Raw genomic sequence first — 7,644 nt, 5'->3', positions numbered from 1 at the left:
GCTGCTCGGTGATTCGGTCGACCCGCACAATGGCAAATGCGTCCGGTCCAGCGCCGGAAGCGTCTTCCACCTGCCGATCGTCCGGGAACGGTCGATCACCGACGGCCTGAACCGGATTCGCGCCGCCGGAATCACCACCTTGGCGACTGCCGCCGACGGCGAACTGTCCCTCGACGACGCGGGCGAGGTACTGGCCCGGCCGACGGCATGGCTGCTCGGCAATGAGGCACACGGCTTGTCCGACGAGGTCCTCATCGCCGCCGATCATCGAGTTTCCATCCCGATCCGCGGCCGCGCCGAAAGCATCAACATCGCCGCGGCGGCCGCCATCTGCCTCTACGAAAGCGCCCGCGTCCAGAACCGATAGCTTCGCGCTCATCGCTTCCGCTCACGCTCTCCCGATCCAGTCGGTGAGCGTCGTCGCATCCGGTGAGCTGAAGCGCCGAGGTGGCCGTGTGCACGAGGTCAGAGATCTAACGTTCGAGACCGTTGCTGTCCGAGTAGCTTAAGTGGATGCCGAATCGCGATGTCGGCTACCTCTACGATGTGGCTCGCAATGCTATGGCGATACCACCTGCCTTCACCGCAGCCGCGAGGGAGGTCCCGACGAGGCGGATCGGGGCGCGAGCAGCAATGTGCTGACGCGCCATAGACGTGCCCGCCAGATCTGTCAGAGTGGTATGGCATATTCAACGCCGTGAATGTGACTCGCGCCCGCCGGTGTCTACAGCTACTGTCCGACGCAGAGATCGATGACCTACTTGTATCCGGGCCGTTCCTTGCTGACGTCGTGCGAAAAAGCGGAAATCGCCGCAATAGCAAGCCTATCGATGTCGAGACGGTGCGGGAATGGCTCAATATCCCAACCCAATCGAATCGCGTTTTAGGAGAGCTCGCGACCAGTTTTCGGAAACATCATGCGACGACGCACAGCACCCACACCGGGTGCGGACCTGGGGTGCAGGCGTTGATCGCCCTCGCCGAGAGCAAGACTGACGATGAGTTCCGGACGGCGCTCGACCAGATCCGCTCGGGCGTACCCTCTGCGCCCGGCGGCCGCCACTCCATCAAGGACTTGGTCTCACAGGACAATTTCGACGAAGCTGTGCGCCTGTTCGCGCAGATGCGCGCGCACGGAGAACAGTTGTCGGAGGTGCTGAGCGCAGCGAAGGAACGCACCCACTCGGGTGGTGCCGTAGACCTGTCCGAAGCGGTCAGCTTGGTCGACGAGTGGAACGTGGCCAGGGTTGATGCGTTCGCCGCACTGACAGCTGACACCCCCGATTCAGACGACGGATTCGAAGTACTTGATATTTTGTTCGAACGTGCTGAATCCGCCCGCGAGAGCGCGGCCCAAGAACAGTTGCAGCGAGAACTGGACCGGCAGGCGAAGCGGGATGAGCTCGACAAGTTCGAGCAATCCCTCATCGGTTTGGGGCCGCTCAAGGACTCGAGCTCGGTGATGGCCACTGCTTACGAGGAAGCGATTGCGCGGATCGCTGAACTCAAGGAACAGTTGACGGCCCTCGAATCGAGGGCCGAGCACGGTGACCCGGTTCAATCTGTTGACGACGCTGGGGCGAACGAGTGCGAATCGGGCCAGGACGTTGTCTCGGCCGACCACTGTCTCGTCGACGTCGAACGGGAAGGGTACGCCCCCGAGCAGGAACCGGAAGCGGGGGGAGAATTCGAGACCGAAGCCGCGGTCGATGCCTCGACTGCCTCCGCGGAGGCCATCGATGTTTCTGACACGCCCGTCCTTGACGAGGTCGTGCCGACCACACAGGCGCAGGCCACTGATGTGCCGGAAGTTGGAAGCGAACAGGTCGATGCCTCCGACGAGGCGGCAGTCGCCGCCGAGCCTGAGGAGATCGTGTCCGCTCGCGGGGACGCTGACGCCAGCGAACCCAACGCGTCCGATAGCGTCGCGGGCGGTGACCAGCCTCCGCTGGTGACGGATGTCGACGTGGCAGGCGAGATCGAAGCTCATCTGGCTGCCTCCCGGTATGGCGCGGCCTGGGCTGTTGCGGCAGCCGCCGTTCGCTCTGCCGCCGACATCGACGCGTACCGATTGGCTGCGGCGGCGTTCCACAGCGGTCCAGGGCGTCTCGAGCCGGTGGAAGTGCTGACTGAGTTCGCAAAGATGGACGATCGTTACTTCTCCGACCCGGACACAGCGCGAGTCGCTGTCGCAGCCCTGCTGCGGGCATCGCTGACCGTTGGGTGGGCACCTACCTCGGAGATGGCGGACGTCATCTCAGCAGCGAACCTCGACATGCCGTGGTCTCAGTTGGTAGTCGCCGCCCAGGATGTCCGGATGTTCGTCCCGGAGCACTTGGCCGTCAACAACGAAGAGCTGAACCTGGAGAAGGTGCAAGCGGAAGCCCTCAAGCGGTTCGACGCATTGACCAAGAAGCGCATCAACTTCACTCGTGCCGACAACGTTCGCCGCTACCTTCTTAGGTCCGGCGAAGTCCTTGGCCGTGCGTTCACAATCGTGGCCGATACGCCCGGCGGCGATCAGGGTCGGAAGGATTTGGCCGCGATCGCCGCCGAACTGGCGAACCCGAACAGGATCATCGCCGCGGCGGATGAAGAAGTCAGCAGCCGGCAGCAGCTGAAAGAGGCGATCATCGGGAACGCACGCAACAGCTTGGACGAGATGATCAGCGAAGTTGCTGAACTTGTCGATCGCGCGCTGACTGCCTCCGTGAAGGTCACCGGTCAGTCAGGAAACTCCGGATCGGACAAGCAAAACGACCTTCTCGCCGCAGCGCGAATGGCACTGTCGAAGGGCAGCAACGGTGGTCCCGGCGCTGCGGCCCTGCGTCAGCTCGCGGCGTGGATACTGTCCGCGGATGTCCATTCGCGTGCTCTTCGGACCGTCGATGAGGTCCTGTTCATCGACACGCTGCCGGCCGTGCATGTACTTCGGAGCAGCGAGGGCGTGCCCGTATTCGAGGGGCTGGCCTCCGCCGACCGCGATCAGGTCATCGCAGACCTACACGACTTCGACAAGCTGTCGGGGGAGCAGCTGGTCAAGGCGTACGTCGCAAGTGGCAATCTGATGGCGGCCGACGCCGCCGCGGCATCCGACCCGGACTTGCTGGCCACAGTCGAATCAGCGCGGGGTGAATGGGTCGGGAAGCTCCGTCGCCGTGTGTCGGAGGCCCGCGGCGACATCATCCAGACCTTCGTCAACGACTACGCGCAGCGCGACCAGGTTAATGCCGAAGCCAAACTCGTCGGCCCATCGAAGTATGACCAGGACAGGTACGACCTCGAGCTGCAGAAGCTGGCTGAGCTGCAGGCCTCGTTGAAGGCGCATCGTGCGGCGACGGCGTCCGATCTGCGTGGAAAGATCGAAGTGCTGGAGACTGTCTCGAAGGAGGACCGCGCGTTCATCGGTGACCGGATCGCCGAAGAGGACTTCGTCGGCGCGCACGAACTGCTGGCGCAGGCCAATGCTGGCAAACCGCTGCCGAAGCTCGTGAACTCCATCGACGGCAACGCTTCTCGGTTCAATCGGTTCCGCGAGATCGTCGCCACGCTGGCGCCAGCCGATATCGACGGCATCATCGATCAGTTCGAGAATGCCAACAATAGGCAAGTGAGCGGTGATCACCGCGGAGAGCTGCGAGCCTGGGCGGAACTCGGTGACCGCAGCGCGAGCCGCAGCAAGCAGACCAAGACCATGGATGCTGTGCTGAACACGATCGGACTGCATCTCAAGACGTTGGGAGACCGGCAGACCGTTGCCGGACGTAACCCGATGTACCAGGTTCACGCGTCTCGGCACGATAAGTCCCTCGTCCCTGGCCTGGGGTCGGAGGCCCCCCACTACCAAGTGGCAGTGGTGAATGATCACGCCACGCTGCGCCAGACGTTGATGGCCTTCCGTCCGCCGATGGGGCCGAACATCGTTCTGGTGAACGGCGTGCTGTCCCTAGACGAACGTCGGCAGTGCCTGGTGGTCTGTCGCCGAGAGAAGATCAGCGCGATCGTCGTGGACCACGCCGTCGCGGCGGCGGTCGTCACGACCTCGCCGCTGTCGTTCTCCGCGACGCAGCAGTTGACACTGCCGTACACGTGCTTCTCCCACTACGCGTCGGCGTCCGGCCACGTCCCGGACGAGGTGTTCGTCGGTCGGCGAAGCGAACAAGCTCAACTTGAAGCGATGACCGGGTCGATGTTCGTCTACGGCGGCCGCCAGCTCGGCAAGTCGGCGCTGTTGCGGAAGATCCAACGGGACTTCGCCGAAGTCGGAGATCAGCAGGCGATCTACATGGACCTGTCGCTGAAGGGGCTAGGTAGCTGGGGCGAGCCGCTTGAGTTCTGGAACGGTCTGTACAGCGAGCTCGCCAGGATCGGCATCGTCGCCCACGATACCCGTGTACACAAGCCTGAGCCGGTCACCAAGGCAATCAGGAAGTGGCTCAAGAACAAGACCGGTCGGCGACTGCTCCTGCTGCTTGATGAGGCCGACAAGTTCCTCGAGGCGGAGTCGGCGATCGGCTTCCCGAACATCAGCCCGCTCAAGGATCTGTTCGACTCCACAGGGGGTCGGTGCAAACCGATCTTCGCCGGCCTCCACAAGGTCCAGCGGCTGCAGAACGTCGCAAACACCCCGCTCGCGCACGGCGGTCAGGACATCCTGATCGGCCCGCTCACCGGTGGTGCTGCCCTCGACCTCGTCGTCGGCCCGTTGCAGGCCTTGGGCTACGACTTCGAAGAACCAACCCTGGTGTGGCGGCTTCTGGCCCACACGAACCTGCAGCCCGGCCTGATCCAGATCGTGTGCATCGGGCTGATCGAGCACCTCGAGGCGAGGGCGCTCGGAGCGGACGAGCCGCTGGTGACGATCACTGCCGCCGACATCGATGCCGTCACGCAGAACCCGAAGATCCGTCGCGACATCGCAGACCGTCTACGCCTGACCATCACGCTCGAAGACCGTTTCCACGTCATCGCGTTGGTGGTGGCCGTCATGGGGATGGAAACGGATTTCCGGGACACCTACACTGCGGCCGAAATCCGCGAGCACTGCGAGCTGTACTGGGAGGACGGGTTCCGCGGGTTGAATACCGCCGAGTTCGACCTGTACCTGGAAGAGATGGAAGGCCTCGGCGTCCTCTCGGCCGACGGCAATGGCAAGTACTCGATGCGGTCGCCGAATATCGTGAACATGCTCGGTTCGAAGAACGAACTCGAGACGGCGCTGCGAGAAAATGAGTTCCAGTTGCCCAATGACTTCAACCCCAAGTCCGCTCGTCGCGAGGTCACCCTCGCATCGGGGCAGTCTGTCCGCAGTCCGCTCACCGAGCAGCAGCTGGCCGAACTGCTCCCCAATGCGGCGACTCACCCGGCGAAGAACTTCGTCATCGTCGGCAGCGCGGCGCTCGGCCTCCACACAGCCATCCCGACGCTCAATGACGTTGCGCTCAACCGAGGGATCAGCCTCACCGTCATCGACGCGGCATCGGACACTGTCGGATCGGAACTCGTCGAGTTCAAGTTTGCTCCAGGAGGCACTGCTCGTCCGCGGTGTCTGATTGTCGACGCCACCACGACCGACCACAGCACCGCGGCGCGCCTGGCTGCCACGGTGGCGTCGATGCGCCGACGGTCCCGTGGGCACCTGATCATCGTGGTCGGGCAGACTGCCTTGGCGGCCGCCCCCAAGTTCTTCGACCATGAGACAGTCGTGGACACGACCATCGTGCACACCAGCCGCTGGACCCGCGACGGGCTGCGGTCATGGCAGGACAACTCCTTCGCGTCTCCGTCGATGCAGTGCAATCTACTCGAGGCGTCGCGGGGGTGGCCGGAGTTGGTCGCTTCGGCCATCGACAACGTCACCGACGGCCAAAGCCACAGTGAGGAACTGGCACGACTCGACCAGTTCCCCGCCGATAAGGCGACTGCCGAACGGTTCCTGTTGTCAGTAGGCATCACCGAAGCGGGCACCCGTGGGCTGCTGCGGACCTGGTACGAGTACACCGACGACAAGTACGAGTCGGTGCCGGAGATCGCCGCAGTGCTTGATACTGACAGCGCCGACATGTACGACCTCATCGAGGAGTTCACCGCGCGGGGCGCCGTTGACCAGGTTGCTGACAATTACCGTGTCGACAAGATCGTGGCACGAGCACTGACCCGACTGGCTACGGCGTGACCCTCGAGGCACTGGCCAGGATGCCGGGGCCAGCAAGATTCGTCGCCGCGGTCGAGGAGGCCGCAGCAACGAATCCTGTCGTGGTTGTCGTCTTTCCTGACCATGCCGTCACCGATGGGACGGCTGACCAGATCCTCGACGAACTGTCGGCCACGATCACTTCGAGCTGTGGCCTCGAGTGCGCCGATGACGTGTTTCCCGTCCGAGTCCTGGCGTCTTTTGGCGCCCGCGGAGCGGAACTGACCGACTACGACGACTGGGACACGATTATCAATTGGACAGGGTGGCACGGTCAGACCGTGATCGTTCCAGCGTGGGAGCACCCCGACGTATCCGACATCATCAACCGTTGGATACCGCAGCCTCGCGCCTCAACTCTCGCACCGGATCGCATCCCTACCCTCTTGATTGCTACGTCCCTCGAGTACACCGACCGCTTGGTGATCGACCGGCTGGACCCGACCGTGGTCAGCGTGCACTGGTGGTGGGGTGTATTCGACCGGCTCGATACCGAACTGCAGCTGTCCACTGTCACAGTTTCGCGGCCGGTGGGCGACCTCGTCGCAGTGGCGGTCATGGTTGAGCTCTCGGGCTGGGACTTGTCTTTCCTGCACAATCTCGTCGACAACTGGGACCGGCGGACCGACAGCGCAGCGGGCGTGGTCGGGCAATGGCGGCAATCCCGCGAATCGATCGACTCAGCAGTGGCTGGCCAATGGGTGCACTACCCCGGGGAGCCGCTGCCAACGTCGCCGCCCCCGCCGATACAAGACGCCTGGCGGACGGGCCGGATCGACCGGTGGGGCCACCACATCCGGTGGGCTCCACACGCGATTGATGAGGCGGAGGTTCACCGCCGATTGTGGCTCGCGCACAATCGTGCGCTCATCGGGCACGTGGATGAAGAACGCACCCACTTCGAGAAGACGATCCGCGACATGATCTCTGACACCGACCTGGCGACACTCGATGACCCAAGTAGCGAGATCATCGAGATCGGGTCGCTGTACTGGCTCAGTCACAAGGCGTCGGTGCGGCTCTCACACGAACAGAAGCGACGGCTCAGGCACTTTCGAGACCTACGCAATGCGTTGGCGCACCAGACTCCTCTCAACGATGTGCAACTGGACGCGACAAGAACGTACCTTGCCTTTTAGTGTCCATCGGGGAGATACAACGCCCGCGCATGAGAGACTCATCGACACCGTGCAGTCGATGTGGGAAAATCCCACATATGGACGGGAAAACGCTTGGCGAGCGGGTTGCCCGGGCACGTGTCGACCTTGACCTCACACAGGAACACCTCGCGAACCGTGTCGGGATCGAACGCACCGCACTGGGCCGTATCGAGAAGGGTGAACGCAAGGTATCGGCCGTGGAACTGGTCGAACTGGCCGCAGCGTTGGGCGTGCCGCTGGCGTGGTTCGTGCGTGACCCGTTGCCGGCTGTGGTGAGTCGACGCACTGATG

The 7,644-nt window shown here is 63.3% G+C and carries 4 protein-coding genes; all 4 read left to right on the top strand.

Annotated features, from left to right (window positions below; all coding sequences use genetic code 11):
* The coding region (locus KDB67_RS01450) for an RNA methyltransferase (protein ID WP_291011453.1) at positions 1–367 on the top strand (367 nt) is incomplete at its 5' end.
* A 591-nt stretch (positions 368–958) separates the two neighbouring features.
* Positions 959–6,175: an ATP-binding protein gene (locus KDB67_RS01445; protein WP_291011450.1), complete on the top strand. Its 5,217-nt coding sequence runs from the start codon at positions 959–961 to the stop codon at positions 6,173–6,175.
* Entirely contained in the window at positions 6,172–7,332 is a 1,161-nt protein-coding gene (locus KDB67_RS01440) for a hypothetical protein (RefSeq protein ID WP_291011447.1), read from the top strand. The genes KDB67_RS01445 and KDB67_RS01440 overlap by 4 nt, the downstream gene beginning before the upstream one ends.
* A gap of 77 nt (positions 7,333–7,409) precedes the next feature.
* Positions 7,410–7,644 (top strand): helix-turn-helix transcriptional regulator (locus KDB67_RS01435; RefSeq protein ID WP_291011444.1); only part of this gene is annotated, 235 nt, incomplete at its 3' end.

Origin of the sequence: Gordonia sp. (in: high G+C Gram-positive bacteria), from assembly GCF_020438995.1 — a bacterium.
GTDB lineage: Bacteria > Actinomycetota > Actinomycetes > Mycobacteriales > Mycobacteriaceae > Gordonia.
The sequence above is the reverse complement of the archived record's forward strand: the minus strand, read 5'-3'. Positions and strand labels throughout refer to the sequence as shown.